Raw genomic sequence first — 16,276 nt, forward strand, 5'->3', positions numbered from 1 at the left:
CGATAATGAGGCAAGAATAAGGCCGTGTTTCGCAAATCGGACACGAATTGTTTCCCATTCGTCGTCGTTTGAACGTGGCTAAATTTGGGCAAATTTGTTAGTTTGTGTCTCGAAAGCGGCGTGACCCCGACGCGTTTTGGCCCCAGTTGGGTCGGTCGGAGCAGGCGCTTTTTCCGAACGTAGGGTGGGGGCCAGACGTTGCCGGAGTAACGAGATGAACCAGTTCCAGTCGATCGGTGAGGTGCTGTCCGCACTGAAACGCCGTGCCCTGCTGATTTTACTAGTGACCGTACTTGGTAGTGCCGCCTCCGTCTGGCTCGCCCTGAACCAAATCAAGGTCTACGAAGCCACCGCCGTGGTGCAGATCGAGGAGGGCCAGATGCCCGACTCGCTCGCCGGGGCGTCTGCCCAGAACCAGGATGGGTCGCGTCGGGTGCGCCTGATCGAACAGCGCCTCATGTCGCGCGACAATCTTCTCGCCCTCATGGAAGAGCACGGCCTGTTTGACGGTGATACCGGTATGTCCGTGGGCCAGCGCCTGTTCCGGATGCGCGAGGCGGTCTCGATCCAGGAGATCCGGACCAACTCCAACAGCTTTGCCGCGCAGCAGGAGATGCCCTCTGGCCTGCGCATCAGCGTGGTCCTGCCCGATCCGCAGAAGGCGGCGGATGTCGCCAACGAGATGATGTATCAGGTCATCAACCAGTCGCGCGACCGCAGCCTCAGCAGCGCCCGCGACACGCTGGCCTTCTTCGAAAGCGAGGAGGCCCGTGTCGAGACCGAGATCGAGGCGATGGAAGCGAAGATCGCCACCTTCAAGCGCGAAAATGCCGAGGCCCTGCCGAGCGGCACCGGCGCGCTGCGCAGCCAACTCACCACGCTCGAAGACAGTCAGCTGGCTTTGGCGCGCGACATCGTCGAGATGGAAGGCAATTCCACCCGTCAGCGCGAGGAGGTCCTGGCGCGCCAGCTTGGCCTGATGCGCGAGCAGCAGAGCCTGATCGAACAGCGCATCAGCGAGATCGAGGAAACCTTGCTGCAGGCCCCCGAGGTTGAGCGCGAGCTCTCTGCGCTCGAACGCGATCTCGAACGGCTGAAGGATCAGTACAGCGTCATCACCCGCCGCAAGGCCGATGCCGAGATGGGCCAGATGCTCGAGGATCGCCAGCAGACGGACCGGTTCGAAGTGCTTGAAACCGCGCTTGTGCCCGAGTTCTCGGCCTCCAGCGGACGCAAGAAGATCGTCCTGGCCGGGGTCGTGGCCAGCGTCCTTGCCGGTGTCGTGATCGCGTTCGTGGCGGAGCTGCTGAACCCGGCGATCCGGAGCGCGGCGCAGATGGAGCGCGTCCTCGGCCTGCAGCCGGTGGTGTCGATCCCGGTGGTCGAGGCGCGGCGCGACCGCCGCAGCCGGCAGCTGCGGTCGGTCACCGCGGTGGGGCTGCTGGCGGCTCTGATGCTGGGGCTCTACCGGTTGTTCACCGACATCCTGCCGTGGCAGGGGCTTCTGGACAGGTTTCTGCCACGCATGGCCCGGTCCTGAGCGTCGCAGGGGCCGGGCCGGCGCCGGCCCCGAAGCGACGCTGAGACAAAGCTGCCGCGCGCAGCTCCCGCCAGACGATCAGCAGGTTTTCAGTAGGTATACTGCCGGATCTTGCTGCCTTCGGCCTTGTTGAGCACGGTGCCGAGCAGGGGCACGTCGTCGCCGAGCCGGCGCTGGGTCTCGCGGATCTCTTTCTCGGTGGTGATCCCGCCGCCGATCACGAGGATCACCCCGTCGAACTGGCCGCGGAAGGCCATCACGTCATCGTAGTAGAGCGCCGGCGGCAGGTCGAAGAGCATCACGTCAGGCGCGAACTCGTCCTCGATGTGGCGCAGCGCGGTACGGCTCTGCGGCGATTGCAGCAGCTCCGAGGCGTAGGGCTCGACGGTGCCGTTGAAGCCGAAGGCGATGTTGCGGCCGGCGTGGATCTCGTTTTCGCCCATACGGATCAGGTGATCTTCCGGCGGCACGAGGCCGCGCAGGACATCGCCCATGGAGCCGGGGTTCTTCACCCCCAGAACCTTATGCAGCGACGGGCGGCGCAGATCGCAATCGATGAGCATCGTGCGGCAGTTCTGCTGTCGCGAGAGGCTGATGGCGAGGTTGGCCGCGGTAAAGGTCTTGCCGCAATCCTTCGTTGGCGAGGTGATCGCCACGCGCGTCCACCCGCGTTCGGCCAGCGCCTGCAGCAGCCGCGTGCGCAGCACGTCGAAGGCGGCGTGGGCCGGGTCCTGACGCTCGGCGGTGATGATGCGGTGACGCTCGAGATGACGCGGATTGACGGTGAATTCCTGCAGCCGATGCCAAAGCGGCGTCGGCTTGCGGGCCGGGCTGCGGGGCGCCTGTGCCGGCGCGGTCTCGGCCTCGACCGGGGCTGATGCGGTCGCCGGCGCGGTGACTTTGTCGCCGTCATGCACGCGCAGCCGCTTGCGGATCTCCTCGCGCTTGGCGGTGGTCTGGCGCCGCGCCTCTTCGCGGGCCTCGGCCTCGCGCTGTTCCTGCAGGCGCGCCTCCTCGGCGGCACGCTGGCGGGCCTGTTCCTCGGCGCTGCGCCGGGCGGCCTCCTCGGCTGCGTGCGCCGTCTCCTCGGCCAGGGCGGCCTTGTCCTCGGCACGGCGGCGCTCGAGGCGCCGGTCGCGGGATTCAAGGGGCTCGATCGGCGGTTCTTCGGGGCCGTCATCGATGGGATTGCGGTTCCTGCGACGGAACTTGCGTCTTTCAACCATGGTCATGCCTCCGCACCTCGCAGATCACGCGGCGACCCATAGACTACCAGAACCTTGTATACCTGCATAAACCAGCCCGTTTGCCGGCGCGCCAGTCCACAGTCGTCCCGACCAGGGATTCGGCGCGCGTTAACCCTGACTCAGAGTAAACCAGAAGAATTTGACCAGAATGAGGACGGCCCCGTGACACTGCCGTCCCCAAGACAGGAGGTGCCCGCTCAGAGGCGGTCGAACTCCGATTCGCCCCAGTACCCGGCGCGGCGCATCGCAAGCGACCGGCGATAGCCCATCGTTCCGATCACCGTGACCGCGAACACGCCCAGCGAGACGCTGGCGACGAGGGTGGACATGAACTTGCCGCCGATCCCGTAGGCGATGCCCTCGAGAAGGTCGATCGAGACGCTGCCCATGGCGATGAAGTGAAGCGCGCAGACGCCGGCGACCATGCCGAGCCCCTTGCGAAGCTGGCTGCGCATGTCGTCGCCCTCCTGCAGCATGGCGAGCACGAATCCCGCGATGCCGGCGGCGATGCCGATCAGCAGGGTCATCGGGTTGTAGATCGCGAGGCAGTTCTCCAGCGCCGACATACCGGTCAGGTGCATGGCGGCGACGCCAAGCCCAGCCACCACGCCAAGTCCGACGCGCTTGTGCTCGCTCTCCACGAACAGGCTTGCCGCAACCGGGAGGCCGACCAGCACGACGCCGACAAGGATCGAGATCGCCGTCAGCGACATGTCGTAGGTCAGCGCCGCATCGGGACGGTAGCCGATCATGGCGACGAAATGCGTGGTCCAGACGCCGACCCCGGCGACCAGCGCCACCCAGACCGCCACGACGCAGCGCTGGTTGAGGGTGGCGTAGTCGCTGTTGCGCATCAGGAGCACGAGCATCCCCGCGGTGATCACGCAAACGCCGGCCGCGGCGGCGATGAAGTTGCTTTGGGTCTCGAGGATGCCCTGCAGTAGTGTACCTAACACGGTGGATTGCTCCGATGGTCGATTCTCAGTCTAAGTTGAGTTTGAGATCAACCTATCGATGCGGCGCAAAAGTGGCCGAGGAATGATGCTTTAATGTCAGGCTGTTAGTCCGTCTCACATTGAGATGACGGCGCCGCGTTCCGGGTGGGTGCAAGCTGCTGCCGAGACTGGATAATTGATCGTGTGCAAACAGTGCGTTGCGGTGGAAATCGCGCGGCGAAATCGGCCGAGACTTGGCAGCGGGTTTCTGGCTGAGGCGCAGTGAGCGGGCGGCGCGGGGCTGTCGGCATGAGACTCAGAAACCCGCCGCGACAGACAGGCATGGTCGTCGCCGCGCCCGGCGAATCGGGCGCGGCGGAAGGTTCAGAGCATCAGCTGGTAGCTGTGCGGCACGTATTGGAAGCCGTCGTCACGGGTCTCGGCATAGCCCAGGGCCGGGAACGGCATATGGTAGCCGATGAACGGGATCTTGTCGGCGGCCAGCATGTCGAGGGTCTTGCGGCGGGTCTGCGCGGCGGCTTCCTTGTCGGTGTCGAAGCTCACCTCCCAGTCGGGATGGGCCAGCGAGAACACGTAGTGATTGGCCAGATCGGCGATCAGCATCAGCTGCTTGCCGCCGCTCTCGAGCATGTAGCTCATGTGGCCCGGCGTATGGCCCGGGGTCATCACCGAGGTGATGCCCGAGGCGACGCTCTCGCCGTTGCCGATAAAGCTGAACTGCTCGGCCAGAGGCTCCACCTTGTTGGTGAAGGTGTCGTTGGCGACGCCGGACCAGTGATCGTACTCGGCCTGCCCGGTGACGTGCTGGGCATTGGCGAAGGTCGGGCCGTCGCCGCCCGTCAGGCCGCCGACGTGATCGCCATGCATGTGGGTGATCACCACGTGGCTGACATCGCCGGGCGCGTAGCCCGCCGCCTCGACCGCGGCGATAATACCGTCGGGGTTGAGGCCGGTGTCGAACAGGATCAGCTCGTTGCCGGTGTTGACCAGCGTGGGCGTGAAGAAGAACTGCGCCTTGTCGGTGGGAATGTTCGCGGCCTCGGCGGCCTCGGCGAATTCCTCGTCCGAGGCGTTCAGGCCGAAGATCGAATGCGGATCCTCGCGGGTGGCGGTGCCGGCCATCAGCGCGGTGACCTCGAAGTCGCCGAGCATGATGCGGTTCACCTTTGGCACCATCGCGCCTTGCTTGGCGGCCTGCGCCCGCAGCGGCGCGGCACCGGCCGCGACGAAGGGCATGGCAACGGCACCGGCGAGGGCGGTGCGGCGGCTGAATGTCGTCTGTTCCGTCATGTAGGTGACTCCCTCCTGTTGGTGTGCGGAAGGTAGATCGCGCGGGGCGGCTTGCCAGATCCGGCTTTGCAGCTTGTTAACGCGCCACGGGATAGGGAGCGGCACCCCAAGACGGAGATGCCGATGATTCCCGACACGACCAACCCCTGCTGGCGCCGCGTTCTCACCTCCGAGAGCGACCTGTCCGGCGCCGTGCTCGCCACCAAGCTGCTGGTCACGCGGCTCCGGCGCGAGGTCAAGGCACGCCCCGGAGCGCTCGGCCCCAAGATCGCCGAGCTGCGCGACTATTTCGAGAAAAATACCTTTGCGGCGAAGGACATCGCCCTCTTCTGAAAGGACTGGCCATGAAGAATGCAATGATGAGCGTGGCCGAGGCCGCGGCCCTGATCGAGGCCGGCAAGGTGCTGGTTGTCGCCGGATCGGAGGCGGCGCTGTCGCAGCTGCCCAAGGGGTGCTGGATCGGTGGCACCTCGGTCTATTTCATGACCGATACCGGCGGCCGGGTGGATCGCGATAACCTCTTCGTGACCGAGATCGAGGCCGCCGAAGACGCGCGCCCGGTGCTCTATGCCGGCGAGGATCTCCCGAGCCTGACGATGAACCGCTTCGACAACGGCCTGTCGGTGATCCTGATCCCGGCCTTCAGCAACGCTCATGAAGAGTTCGCCATTCACGGCAGCAGCTACTCGGGTGTGTTCGACCAGCCGCTCATGGGCTGGGTCACCGGCGTGCATCTCGACGATCTCGAGTCCGCCAAGCCCAAGGTGTTCGACGGGGCGCGCGGCATGGCTTTCGACGAGGGCGCGATGGTGCTGCACGTGAAACTGCGCGCCGATCGGGTCGCGGATATCGACATCCTGAACCTCTTCGAGCCCGATCAGACCGCCGACGAGATCAGTTTTGCAGGCACCGGGTTCACGGCGCAGACCGCGCTGGTCAATGGCGAAGAGGTCGACTTCGCAAGCTACCTTGCAGAGAAGGGCGTGGATACGCGCTGCCCGCTGGTGGCGAATTTCGCCGGCGCGATGATCAACGTCTCGTTCCAGTCGGTCGAGCCGGGCAAGCCGGTCAGCTTCTATGCGCCGGTGATCGAGGGCGTGAGCTATCGCGTCGCGCAGCTGCCGGGGGATTATGCCTCCGAATTCGTCGCTCGGGCGCAGGGCGAGGGCAGCCGCGAGCTGTCGTGCAACTGCATCCTCAACTACCTCTACGGAGAGCTCGAGTCGAAGACCACGGGCAGCTTCACGGGCCCCGCCACCTTCGGCGAGATCGCCTACATGCTGCTGAACCAGACCATGGTCCGGCTGAACATTCAGGCGGCAGAGGCCGCTGCGGTGGCATGAACGCAAGGTCTCCGGCACGCGTCGTGCCGGGGCCTCATTCCTCGATCAGGCTGGCGCCGCATTGCGGCAGGTAGCCCATGACCATCTCGTGGGTGCAGAGCGCTGTCGCCGGCGTGGTGACGGTCGCGCTCGCGGCTGCCGCCCCAAGCGCCAGCGAGTCCGGGCCGCTCATCCCGGCGGCGAGGCCATAGGCGAAGGCGCCGACAAAGCTGTCGCCCGCGCCGACGGCCGACACGACCGAGACATTGGCGGCGCTCACCTGCACCAGCCCGTCCGGCCCGGCCATCACCGAGCCATCCGCGCCGCGCGCCACGATGACCCGCTCGGCGGCGCCCCGCGCCACCAGTTCGGCGGCGAATTGCGCCGACTCGAGCCGCGTCACAAGTGGCCGCCCTGCAAGACCCTCGGCCTCCTCGGTGTCCATGCGCAGCACCGCGGGGGCCGGGTTGGTGCCCTTGGCGAGATATTCCAGCGCCGGGCCCGAGGTGTCGACGATCAGCAGCGCCTTGCGCGGCTCCAACTCGGCGCAGAGCTGGGTCGCGAAGGCGGCCGAGACGCCGGGTGGCTGGCTGCCGCTCAGCACCACGATGCCGCCCTCGGGCACCGATGCGGCAATCGCCTCGAGCGCCTCGGTCACCTGCTCCTCGGACCAGAGCGGGCCGGGCATGACAAAGCGGTATTGCTGGCCGGTCTCGCGATCGTGCACGGCCATGCTTTCCCGGGTGTCGCCCGGGGCCTGCATCCGCACCAGCGGGATGCCCTGATCGGCCATCGCCGCCTCGAGCCGCATGCCGGTGGGGCCGGCCAGCGCCACGAAGGCGCGGGCCTGACCGCCAAGGGCCGCCACGACGCGCGCGACGTTGATGCCACCGCCACCGGGATCCACGGTGAAGGGATCGCAGCGCAGCTTCGGCCCCGCGACGACGCGGTCCGCGGTCGTCGTCAGGTCAAGCGCGGGGTTCAGCGTGACGGTCAGAATATCGTTCATGGCGGAACCATGTCACTCAACCACCGGTTCGCCAAGAGCCTCGAACTGGACAAATGAGCGCGCTTGTGGGAAGTGCCGTCCGCGTAAGCAGGAGCCTCCCATGACCGTCACCCGTTTTGCCCCTTCGCCCACCGGCCACATCCATGTGGGCAACCTTCGCACGGCACTGTTCAACTACCTGATCGCCCGCAAGGCCGGCGGTACCTTCATTCTGCGCATCGACGACACCGATCCCGAGCGCAGCAAGGAAGAGTATGTCGACGGCATCAAGCGCGACCTCGAGTGGCTGGGCCTGACATGGGACCGGATCGAACGGCAGAGCGAGCGGCTCGACCGCTATCACGCCGCCGCCGACCAGCTGCGGGAGATCGGCCGCTTCTATGAGGCATGGGAGACCCCGACCGAGCTCGACCTGAAGCGCAAGAAGCAGCTCAACATGGGCAAGCCGCCGGTCTATGACCGTGCAGCGCTTGCGCTTTCCGACGACGAGAAGGCCGCGCTGCGAGCCGAGCGCGGCGATGGGGTGTGGCGCTTCAAGCTTGACCAGGAGCGCATCGAGTGGACCGATGGCATCCTCGGCGACATCTCGATCGACGCGGCCTCGGTTTCCGACCCGGTGCTGATCCGCGGCGATGGCCAGATTCTCTACACGCTGGCCTCGGTGGTCGACGACACCGAAATGGGTGTCACCCATGTTGTGCGCGGCTCGGACCACGTGACCAACACCGCGACCCAGATCCAGATCATCAACGCGCTGGGCGGCACCGTCCCAAGCTTTGCCCACCACTCGCTTCTGACCGGCCCGCAGGGTGAGTCGCTGTCGAAGCGTCTCGGCGTGCTGTCGATCCGCGACCTGCGCGAAAGCGGCATCGAGCCGGAGGCGCTGCTGTCGCTGATGGCGCGGCTCGGCTCGAGCCAGCCGGTGGAACTGCGCCTGTCGCTGGAAGAGATCGCCGAGGGCTTCGAGCTGTCGCAGTTCGGCTCTGCGCCGACCAAGTTCGATGTCAACGACCTCTACCCGCTGACCGCGCGCAAGCTGCACGGATTGCCGCTGTCCGCGGTGGCCGACGAGATCGCGGCGCTGGGCGTGCCTTCGGACAAGGCCGAGCTGTTCTGGAGCGTCACGCGCGAGAACATCGAGACCCGCAAGGATCTTGCCGGCTGGTGGGAGCTGTTCCGCGACGGCGCCGAGCCGGTGATCGCCGATGAGGACCGCGACTTCATCGCCGAGGCGATGGCGATCCTGCCCGAGGGGCCGCTCACCCAGGACAGCTGGGGCGACTGGACCAAGGCGGTGAAGGAGCAGACCGGCCGCAAGGGCAAGGGCCTGTTCATGCCGCTGCGCAAGGCGCTGACGGGCCGTGAGCGCGGGCCCGAGATGGCCGATGTGCTGCCGCTCTTGCAGACCATCCCGGCGCGCAAGCTCGCCAAGGGCTGAGCCTCAGACGCGACGCGCCAGCGCGTCGCGATCCTCCTTCACCTCGATGCTTTCCTGTGCGTGATGCAGCGCGTAGGCGCGGGTGCGCCGCGCCGCCTGCGCCAGATCGCGCCATTCGGCGTGTTCGAGCTTGGCCAGGGTGTCCAGCACCGTGCCGATCACCTCCGGATGGCCGGCACCGGCGCGGATCAGCGGCTCGAACCCGTCTTCCATCAGCTGGGTCGCGGTCAGCGCCGGGGCCTCGATGCGGGGGAATTGCGGCGGCTGCGCCTTGGGCGGCTCGGCCTCGGAGAACAGCCGCGCCAGCCGGTGCACCACGTCGACGGCGGTGCCCGGATCGTTGATCCCCGGCGACAGCGCCCGCACCGCGGTCTCGTTCAGCACCACGACGCCGAAGCGTGCGTCCTGCTCGGCGGTTCGGATCTCGCCGAAGGTGAAGCAGTTGCTCAGCGCCGTGCGCTCCTCGATGTCGCCCAGCACCCAGCCGAGGGGGGCGCCCTTCAGGACATGCGCACCCGGAGAGACGATGAGCGTGATCGAGGCGTCGGCCTTGGTCAGCGCATCGTGCAGCGCTTCCATGTTGATGAATTGCAGGTAGCCGCTCGAGGGGGCGGGCAGGGGCCAGGCGGCCTCGGGGATCTCGGCGTCCGGCGCAACGGGCAACCCGCCAAGGGCGGGGCGCCTCAGCGCGTTGTAGAGTGGATCGCGGGCCTGCCGGTCGACCATCTGGAGCGTGTCGTCCATGCTGCCCAGCGTGCTCAGATGCTCGATCCAGCGCAGGATCGAGACGATGATCGCCACGATCACCAGCACCGTCACCCCGAGGATCATCACCGCGGCATTGTCCGGGTAGAGCCCGGCGCGGAACATCACCAGCGCGGTCAGCGAATACAGGAATGCCCCGGTGAACACCGCCAGAACCGTGTGGGTCGTGGTGTCCGAGAGGTGCAGCCGGTAGGCGCGTGGTGTGGCCTGGCTGGCGGCGGCCTGATAGGCCTGCACCATCACCGACAGCGAGAAGGTGGTCACCGTCAACATCGTCGTGGCGAGGATGTTGAGGATCGGGATCACCGCGTCCGGACCGATCTTGATCTCCCATTCATCCGGCAGCAGCGGCTCGAAGAGCGGCGACAGGAACGCCATGGCAAAAGCCAGCACTGCGCCGAACACCACCCGTGCCACGAGGTTGCGCGCCACGCGGCGCAGCAGCAGCAGGGTCTTCGAGATCATCATGCCGCCACCTTGCGGGCGCCGAGCCCGGCGAGGCGGTCGTCGACGAAGCGTCGCTCGTCGTCGCTCAGGCGCTGGGCACGCGGGTAGCGGGGGGCCTCACGGTCGTCGAGGATCGGGGCGTCCCAGCCGGTGGTGGTGGCGAAGAACCGGTCGGCGCCTTCGGGTCCGAACTCGGTGAGATACCCCTGAACCACCACGTCGAGATAGCTCAGCAGCACCGGGTGATGGGCGTCGGGTGCGAAGATGCGCTCGGGCGGGATGGCATAGATCGCCAGTTGCGCGACGCTGGGCGCGTCGTGGCTGACGCTGTGCAGCGCATCGAGCCGGTCATAGGCATGTTCGCGCAGGTCGAGCGCCGCCCAGCCATCCGGCGGCACCGGCGCAATCAGCCCCTCGATCTCGCAATGGGGGTCGGGAATCGCGGTGAGAAAGGCCACGTTGCGGGCCTCGGTCCAGCGCCACGCGCGCCGCCAGCCGCGGGCCCGGGCAGTGTGGGCGGGGCTGAAACCATGGGTGAGGCGGTTCACGAGGGACCCGTAACCGAAGAAGAAAGCGCTGCTCATACCAGTTTTGCGAGTCCCGGATTGATGTATGTCAAATCGATATTTCTCCAATCATGTATAACGCCTGCATCCTTTGAAAATGGAGGGCGGGCCGTGCGCGTCACAAAAAGAACCAATATCGCCATTCGGGTCCTGATGCATTGCGCGGCCAACACCGGTCGCCTGGTGACCAAATCCGAGATCGCCAAGCGATGCAACGCCTCCGAAAACCACCTCGCACAGGTGATCAACCAGCTGGCCCAGCTGGGCTACCTGCACACCCAGCGCGGTCGCAACGGCGGGCTCGAACTGTCGCGTCCGGCCGAGCAGATCCGTATCGGAGACGTGTTCCGCGCGCTCGAGGCGCCGGTCCCGCTGGCGGAATGCTTTGCAGATGTCGACAACACCTGCCCGCTGACCGAGGCGTGCCGGCTGAAGATCGCGCTCAGCGACGCGGCCAATGCCTTCTACGCAACGCTCGACCCGATCACGCTCGATACGCTGATCTGCGACAATGCTCCGCTCATGGACATTCTCGCGCCACAGGGGCGCTGCGCGATGGCCAAGGTCGAGCCGGTCCTTGCGGCCCAGTGACAAACATCGTACCCTGAGACCCATCGCAGAGGGAGAACCGGCTTTGCCGGTGCCGAAGGAGCAACCGCCCCGGAAACTCTCAGGCCCACGGACCTTTGCGGACGCAGAACTCTGGAGAGTGGCGCGTGACAGCGCGCCCGCCGAAGGGATAACGATCTCAGGCTGACGGACAGAGGGGGCATTTCGTGCGCAGGGTCGTCCTGCGCCAGGAAATGTCCGGGGCTGCGCCACGCGCCACATCCGGGCCAGAGGGATGTGAGACCGCATGGACGAGCTGAAACGCACGCCACTACATGACCTGCACCTCGCGCTTGGCGCGAAGATGGTGCCGTTTGCCGGCTACGACATGCCGGTTCAGTACAAACTTGGTGTGATGAAAGAGCACCTGCACACCCGTGCCGCGGCGGGGCTCTTCGACGTGAGCCACATGGGACAGGTGATCCTGCGCGGCGACGACCCGAAGGCGGTTGCGCTGGCGCTCGAGACGCTGGTGCCGGTCTCGGTGGCGGGGCTGGCCGAGGGCCGGCAGCGCTATGGGCTGTTCACCAACGAGCAGGGCGGTATCGAGGATGACCTGATGATCGCCAACCGTGGCGATCACCTGTTCCTCGTGGTCAACGCCGCCTGCAAGGAGGCCGATGTCGCGCGGCTGCGCGCCGGGCTCGAGCCCAAGGGTGTCTCGGTCGACTATATCGAAGACCGGGCGCTGCTGGCGCTGCAGGGGCCGGGCGCCGAGGCGGCGCTGGCGGCGCTGAACCCGGCGGTGGCCGAGATGCGCTTCATGGACGTGGCCACGGTCGAGCTCGCGGGCGTCGAGGCCTGGGTCTCGCGCTCGGGCTACACCGGCGAGGACGGCTACGAGATCTCGGTGCCGGAGGGCGCCGCGGTGGCACTGGCCGAGGCGCTTCTGGCGCAGGATACGGTCGAGCCGATCGGGCTGGGCGCGCGGGATTCGCTGCGGCTCGAGGCCGGGCTTTGCCTCTATGGCCACGACATCGACACCACCACGACACCGGCGGCGGCCAACCTGCTCTGGGCGATCCAGAAGGTGCGGCGCGCCGATGGCGACCGTGCCGGGGGCTTCCCGGGCGCCGACATCATCCTCTCCGAGATCGCCAGCGGCGCGCCGAGCGTTCGGGTCGGGCTGAAGCCCGAGGGCCGCGCACCGATGCGCGAGGGGATCGATCTTTACGAACGCGAAACCGGCGGCGAGCCTGTCGGGCGCATCACCTCGGGCGGATTCGGCCCGACGGTGGGCGGACCGGTGGCGATGGGGTATGTTCCCGCGGAACAGGCCACGCCGGGCATGCGTCTTTACGGAGAAGTGCGCGGCAAGCGCCTGCCGGTCGAGGTGGTGACGCTGCCGCACGTGAAACAAAGCTACAAGCGCTGACAAAAGGGAACCAGCGATATGAAATTCACCGAAGAACATGAATGGCTGCGCGTCGAGGACGATCTGGTCGTGGTGGGGATCACCAGCCACGCCGCCGAGCAGCTTGGCGACGTGGTCTTCGTCGAACTGCCCGAGGCCGGCACCACGGTCAGCAAGGATGACGAGGTGGTGGTGATCGAGTCGGTCAAGGCCGCCTCCGACATCCTCGCCCCGGTCGATGGCGAGATCGCCGAGGTCAACGAGGCGCTGGTCGACGATCCCGGCAAGGTCAACGAGGACCCCGAGGGCGACGCCTGGTTCTTCAAGCTCAAGATCGAGGATCTCTCGGTGCTCGACGAGCTGATGGACGAAGCCGCCTACAAGAAGTTCGTCGGCTGATGCCGCGCGCCGGTCGTCCCTGGCGACGGCTGGCACGGCTGCCCGAAAGACGAGATCCTTCCCCCGTCCCGGCCTCTGCGCGGGACGGGCGTGGTCGGATTTTGAGTATTTGAAACGTAGAGAAGCACAGCGGTGCGCCTTGTCCGCCGCGTTGCAAGAGGTGAGAGATGGCCTTCACGCCCACTGACTACCAGCCCTATGACTTTGCCAACCGCCGCCATATCGGCCCGTCGCCCGCCGAGATGGACGAGATGTTTGCGGCGCTGGGGGTGGCGGATCTTGACGCGCTGATCGCGCAGACCGTGCCGGAGGGCATCCGCCAGGCCGAGCCGCTCGATTTCGGCGCGCCGCTGTCGGAGCGCGAGATGCTCTGGCGCCTGCAGGAGGTTGCCGAGAAGAACAAGGTGCTGACCTCGCTGATCGGGCAGGGCTATCACAACACGGTCACCCCGCCGGCGATCCAGCGCAACATCTTCGAGAACCCGGCCTGGTACACCGCCTACACGCCCTACCAGCCCGAGATCTCGCAGGGACGGCTCGAGGCGCTGCTGAACTACCAGACCATGGTCTCGGATCTGACCGGGCTGGAGATCGCCAACGCCTCGCTGCTCGACGAGGCCACCGCTTGCGCGGAGGCGATGACCATGGCCAAGCGCGTCGCCAAGTCGAAGGCCAATGCGTTCTTCGTCGATGAGAACTGCCACCCGCAGAACATCGCGGTGATCCAGACCCGCGCCGCGCCGCTGGGCATCGAGGTGATCGTCGGCGCGCCGGAAGACCTCGAGGCCGACAAGGTCTTTGCCGCGATCTTCCAGTATCCCGGCACCAACGGTGCGCTGCGCGATCTGACGTCCGAGATGGAGGCGCTGCACGAGGCCCGCGCCATCGGCATCGTCGCCGCCGACATCATGGCGCTGTGCCTGGTGAAGGAGCCCGGTGCGATGGGTGCCGATATCGCGGTGGGTTCGACCCAGCGCTTCGGCGTGCCGCTGGGCTATGGCGGCCCCCACGCCGCCTACATGGCCACCAAGGACGCCTACAAGCGCGCCATGCCGGGCCGCATCGTGGGCGTCTCGGTCGACGCGCTGGGCAACCGGGCCTACCGCCTCGCGCTGCAGACCCGCGAACAGCATATCCGCCGTGAGAAGGCGACCTCGAATGTCTGCACCGCGCAGGCGCTGCTGGCGGTGATGGCGGGCTTCTACGCCGTGTTCCACGGGCCGAGCGGGCTCAAGGCCATCGCGCAGCGCATCCACCTCAAGACCGCGCGGCTGGCCAAGGGGCTCGAGGATGCGGGCTATGAGGTGCAGCCGGAGGCGTTCTTCGACACGCTGACCGTCGAAGTCGGGCTGCTGCAGACAGGCATCCTGCAGGCGGCGGTCAAGGAAGGCATCAACCTGCGCCGCGTCGGCAAGACCAAGATCGGCATCACGCTCGACGAGGCCACCCGCCCGGCGCAGATCGAGGCGGTATGGCGCGCCTTCGGCCTGGTGCGCAAGGACGAGGGCCGGGCCGAATATCGCCTGCCCGACGCGCTGCTGCGCCAGAGCGACTACCTCACCCACGAGGTGTTCCACATGAACCGCGCCGAGACCGAGATGATGCGCTACATGCGCCGTCTCGCCGACCGCGACCTGGCGCTCGACCGGGCGATGATCCCGCTGGGCTCGTGCACCATGAAGCTCAACGCCGCCGCCGAGATGATGCCGGTGAGTTGGCGCGAGTTCGCCGAGCTGCACCCCTACGCCCCGGCCGATCAGGCCAAGGGCTATGCGGAGATGATCGCGGACCTGTCCTCGAAGCTCTGCGCCATCACCGGCTATGACGATTTCTCGATGCAGCCGAACTCGGGCGCGCAGGGGGAATATGCCGGTCTTCTGACCATCGCCTCGTGGCAGAGGGCGCGCGGCGAGGGACAGCGCAATGTCTGCCTGATCCCGGTCAACGCCCATGGCACCAACCCGGCCTCGGCGCAGATGGTCGGCTGGAAGGTGGTGCCGGTGAAATGCGACGATCTGGGCTCGATCGACCTCGCCGATTTCCGCGAGAAGGCGGAAAAGCACAGCGACACGCTGGCGGCCTGCATGATCACCTACCCCTCGACCCACGGGGTCTTCGAGGAGACGGTGAAGGAGGTCTGCGCGATCACCCACGAGCATGGCGGGCAGGTTTATATCGATGGCGCCAACATGAATGCCATGGTCGGGCTGTCGCGTCCGGGCGATCTTGGCGGCGACGTGAGCCATCTCAACCTGCACAAGACCTTCTGCATCCCGCATGGCGGCGGCGGCCCGGGCATGGGGCCGATCGGCGTCAAGGAACACCTGGTGCCGCACCTGCCGTCGGATCCGCTCAAGGGCGGCGTCGCGGGGCCGGTCTCGGCCGCGGCCTTCGGCTCGCCCTCGCTGCTGCCGATCTCGTGGGCCTACATCCTGATGATGGGCGGCGAGGGGCTGACGCAGGCGACGCGGGCGGCGATCCTGAGCGCCAACTACATCGCCGCGCGGCTCCAAGGGGCCTACGAGATCCTCTATACCGGGCCGCAGGGCCGGGTGGCGCATGAGTGCATCATCGACGTGCGCCCGTTCGAGAAATCCGCCGGGGTCACGGTGGAGGACATCGCCAAGCGCCTCGTCGATTGCGGCTTCCATGCGCCGACCATGAGCTGGCCGGTGGCCGGCACGCTGATGGTGGAGCCGACGGAATCCGAGACCAAGGCAGAACTCGACCGGTTCTGCGATGCCATGCTGGCGATCCGCGAGGAGATCCGCGATATCGAGGAGGGCCGCATCGATGCCGCGGCCAACCCGCTGAAACACGCACCGCACACGATGGAAGACCTCGTGCGCGACTGGGATCGTCCCTATTCGCGCGAGCAGGGCTGCTTCCCGCCGGGAGCGTTCCGGGTCGACAAGTACTGGCCGCCGGTCAACCGCGTCGACAATGCCTATGGCGACCGGCACCTCGTGTGCACATGCCCCCCGATGAGCGATTATGCCGACGCGGCGGAGTAGGCTGTGAGAGACCGGGAGTGAGGGGCCAGCCCCTCACACGCCCCGGGATACTTTCGGCCAGAAGAAACAGGGGCCCCGCTCTCCGGTTCGGAGGGTGGGGCCTTTTGTTTCGGGCGTCACGCGGGGTGGCTGGCGCCGGAGCGAGGGGCCAGCCCCTCGCGCTCCCCGGGATATTTTCGGCCAGAAGAAGCAAGGGCGCCGGTCTTTGATGGTGGGGCGGGGTCAGGTCTCGGGCAGGTCGAGCAGGAAGGCGAAGGCGTCGCGGATGCGGCCCCAGGTGGCGGGGTCGGAGGCGCAGAGCAGGTAGCCCTCGCGCTGGC

Annotated in this window: 14 protein-coding genes and 1 riboswitch; of the genes, 8 read left to right on the forward strand and 6 right to left on the reverse strand. The window is 66.9% G+C overall.

What is annotated here, in order from left to right:
- Positions 1-214 precede the first annotated feature (214 nt).
- A complete protein-coding gene (locus R2601_RS07415; RefSeq protein ID WP_007795929.1) occupies positions 215-1,540 on the forward strand; it encodes a GumC family protein in 1,326 nt (441 codons plus the stop codon).
- Between the two features lie 89 nt (positions 1,541-1,629).
- Here the strand turns inward: R2601_RS07415 and R2601_RS07420 are convergent, their stop codons facing one another.
- The 3 genes from R2601_RS07420 to R2601_RS07430 form a co-directional block, all read right to left on the reverse strand.
- The gene (locus R2601_RS07420) at positions 1,630-2,766 is read right to left on the reverse strand and encodes a CpsD/CapB family tyrosine-protein kinase (RefSeq protein WP_040545207.1); all 1,137 of its coding nucleotides are present in this window, start codon (positions 2,764-2,766) and stop codon (positions 1,630-1,632) included.
- A gap of 218 nt (positions 2,767-2,984) precedes the next feature.
- The gene (locus R2601_RS07425; RefSeq protein WP_144266898.1) at positions 2,985-3,743 is read right to left on the reverse strand and encodes an MHYT domain-containing protein; all 759 of its coding nucleotides are present in this window, start codon (positions 3,741-3,743) and stop codon (positions 2,985-2,987) included.
- Between the two features lie 363 nt (positions 3,744-4,106).
- Positions 4,107-5,033, reverse strand: coding sequence for an MBL fold metallo-hydrolase (locus R2601_RS07430; protein ID WP_007795938.1), 927 nt, complete (start codon positions 5,031-5,033; stop codon positions 4,107-4,109).
- Between the two features lie 123 nt (positions 5,034-5,156).
- On the opposite strand from R2601_RS07430, the gene R2601_RS07435 reads away from it, so the two are divergent.
- Positions 5,157-5,366, forward strand: coding sequence for a hypothetical protein (locus tag R2601_RS07435; protein WP_040545208.1), 210 nt, complete (start codon positions 5,157-5,159; stop codon positions 5,364-5,366).
- A gap of 11 nt (positions 5,367-5,377) precedes the next feature.
- Positions 5,378-6,376 carry a DUF6976 family protein gene (locus R2601_RS07440; protein WP_007795943.1) on the forward strand — a complete coding sequence of 333 codons (999 nt, stop codon included), beginning with the start codon at positions 5,378-5,380 and terminating at the stop codon, positions 6,374-6,376.
- 34 nt (positions 6,377-6,410) lie between these two features.
- Here R2601_RS07440 and R2601_RS07445 read toward each other — a convergent pair whose 3' ends face one another.
- Positions 6,411-7,364 carry a 1-phosphofructokinase family hexose kinase gene (locus tag R2601_RS07445; RefSeq protein WP_007795946.1) on the reverse strand — a complete coding sequence of 318 codons (954 nt, stop codon included), beginning with the start codon at positions 7,362-7,364 and terminating at the stop codon, positions 6,411-6,413.
- A gap of 100 nt (positions 7,365-7,464) precedes the next feature.
- On the opposite strand from R2601_RS07445, the gene gltX reads away from it, so the two are divergent.
- Positions 7,465-8,802: a glutamate--tRNA ligase gene (gene gltX, locus R2601_RS07450; RefSeq protein WP_007795949.1), complete on the forward strand. Its 1,338-nt coding sequence runs from the start codon at positions 7,465-7,467 to the stop codon at positions 8,800-8,802.
- A 3-nt stretch (positions 8,803-8,805) separates the two neighbouring features.
- Here gltX and R2601_RS07455 read toward each other — a convergent pair whose 3' ends face one another.
- Both R2601_RS07455 and R2601_RS07460 read right to left on the reverse strand, forming a co-directional pair.
- Positions 8,806-10,035 (reverse strand): DUF2254 domain-containing protein, encoded by a 1,230-nt coding sequence (locus R2601_RS07455; protein WP_110740002.1) that lies wholly within the window; start codon positions 10,033-10,035, stop codon positions 8,806-8,808.
- Positions 10,032-10,598 carry a hypothetical protein gene (locus tag R2601_RS07460; RefSeq protein WP_007795956.1) on the reverse strand — a complete coding sequence of 189 codons (567 nt, stop codon included), beginning with the start codon at positions 10,596-10,598 and terminating at the stop codon, positions 10,032-10,034. The genes R2601_RS07455 and R2601_RS07460 overlap by 4 nt, the downstream gene beginning before the upstream one ends.
- 93 nt (positions 10,599-10,691) lie before the next feature.
- Between R2601_RS07460 and R2601_RS07465 the strand changes: the two genes are divergently transcribed.
- The 4 genes from R2601_RS07465 to gcvP all read left to right on the forward strand — a co-directional run bounded on the left by R2601_RS07465 (position 10,692) and on the right by gcvP (position 15,956).
- Complete coding sequence (locus R2601_RS07465) at positions 10,692-11,171, forward strand: RrF2 family transcriptional regulator (RefSeq protein ID WP_040544477.1); 480 nt, start codon at positions 10,692-10,694, stop codon at positions 11,169-11,171.
- A gap of 19 nt (positions 11,172-11,190) precedes the next feature.
- A riboswitch (glycine riboswitch) is annotated at positions 11,191-11,276 on the forward strand.
- Positions 11,277-11,436: 160 nt separating this feature from the next.
- Positions 11,437-12,564: a glycine cleavage system aminomethyltransferase GcvT gene (gene gcvT, locus R2601_RS07470; RefSeq protein ID WP_007795961.1), complete on the forward strand. Its 1,128-nt coding sequence runs from the start codon at positions 11,437-11,439 to the stop codon at positions 12,562-12,564.
- A gap of 18 nt (positions 12,565-12,582) precedes the next feature.
- Positions 12,583-12,942 carry a glycine cleavage system protein GcvH gene (gcvH, locus tag R2601_RS07475; RefSeq protein WP_007795965.1) on the forward strand — a complete coding sequence of 120 codons (360 nt, stop codon included), beginning with the start codon at positions 12,583-12,585 and terminating at the stop codon, positions 12,940-12,942.
- 167 nt (positions 12,943-13,109) lie between these two features.
- Positions 13,110-15,956, forward strand: a complete 2,847-nt coding sequence (gene gcvP, locus R2601_RS07480; RefSeq protein WP_007795968.1) for an aminomethyl-transferring glycine dehydrogenase — start codon at positions 13,110-13,112, stop codon at positions 15,954-15,956.
- The last annotated feature ends 320 nt before the right edge of the window (positions 15,957-16,276 follow it).

Origin of the sequence: Salipiger bermudensis HTCC2601 (genome assembly GCF_000153725.1) — a bacterium.
In the GTDB taxonomy this organism is placed as follows: domain Bacteria; phylum Pseudomonadota; class Alphaproteobacteria; order Rhodobacterales; family Rhodobacteraceae; genus Salipiger; species Salipiger bermudensis.